The organism is Arthrobacter sp. MDT2-34-1 (assembly GCF_059091365.1).
The window spans coordinates 1-926 of the sequence record NZ_JBNHGO010000054.1 but is presented as its reverse complement, the minus strand read 5'-3'; the positions used below and the strand labels follow the sequence as shown (position 1 = coordinate 926).

General features: G+C 63.8%; 1 protein-coding gene. It reads right to left on the bottom strand.

The window, feature by feature from the left end; all coding sequences use genetic code 11:
* Positions 1-431: 431 nt before the first annotated feature.
* On the bottom strand, positions 432-926 hold a 495-nt coding region (locus AC5RVV_RS17555), incomplete at its 5' end, for a zinc-binding dehydrogenase (protein WP_494002636.1).

Genomic DNA, 926 nt, shown 5'->3' with positions numbered 1-926 from the left:
AGCCCGCCCCCCAATGGGCAGCCTGGCCACGATCGCTTCCGGGCGGGTGATGGGTCCTATAACCGCCGACACACTACTTCCCGCGTTCCCCCATGCTTGATCTTGAGCCATTGCCGTTGCCCGCCTTCGCAGGGCTGCCTATCGCCATTGATGACACGTGATTCGATGCCAATGGCCGGCCAGTCCTCAAACCAGGTTGCCGCCGCGTCCGGGTCGGTGGTGACCGGGGAGAGCTCCAGGACTTCAGTCTTTGCTCTCTTCCAGCAAGTTCCCGGCGGACGCGCAGAACTAAGCCAGACACGTCAGCTAGCCCATACAGTTCTAGGAAAAAACGCCGATAACAGCGCATATGACGTCGCCGCTACTGCAGGGGTGCTCGACCTGACTACAGCAAAAGCTCCGGGCACAGGCGGTTGGAGGGTGGCCGTGTTTCAGGGGATCAGCAGCAGCTTGCCCTGGACGGAGCGGGACTCCAGCAACGCATGTGCCTTCCCTGCCTCAGCAAGCGGGAAGGTTCCGGCCAGGCGGATCGTCAGGGAATTGTCGAGGACGGCGTTGAAGAGCTCGCCGGCGCGCCAGTTGCGCTCCTCTTCGTCAAGCAGGTAATCGTCGATGGTCGGCCGCGTGACGTACAGGGAGCCGTGGTGGTTGAGCTGCTGCAGGTCGAAGGGTGGGACCTGTCCGGATGAGCCGCCGAAGAGCACGAGTGTGCCGCGCTTACGCAGCGCTTTCAGGGACTCGTTGAAGGTGTCCTTGCCGACGGAGTCATAGACGACGTCGGCGCCGCGGCCGTCTGTGAGTTCCCGGACCTGCCCGGCGAAACCTTCGTAGCCGACCAGGGCGACGTCGGCGCCGAGCGAACGCGCGGTCTCTGCCTTCTCCTCGGAGCCGATAAGGGCCACGACGGTAGCGCCTGCCTCTTGAGC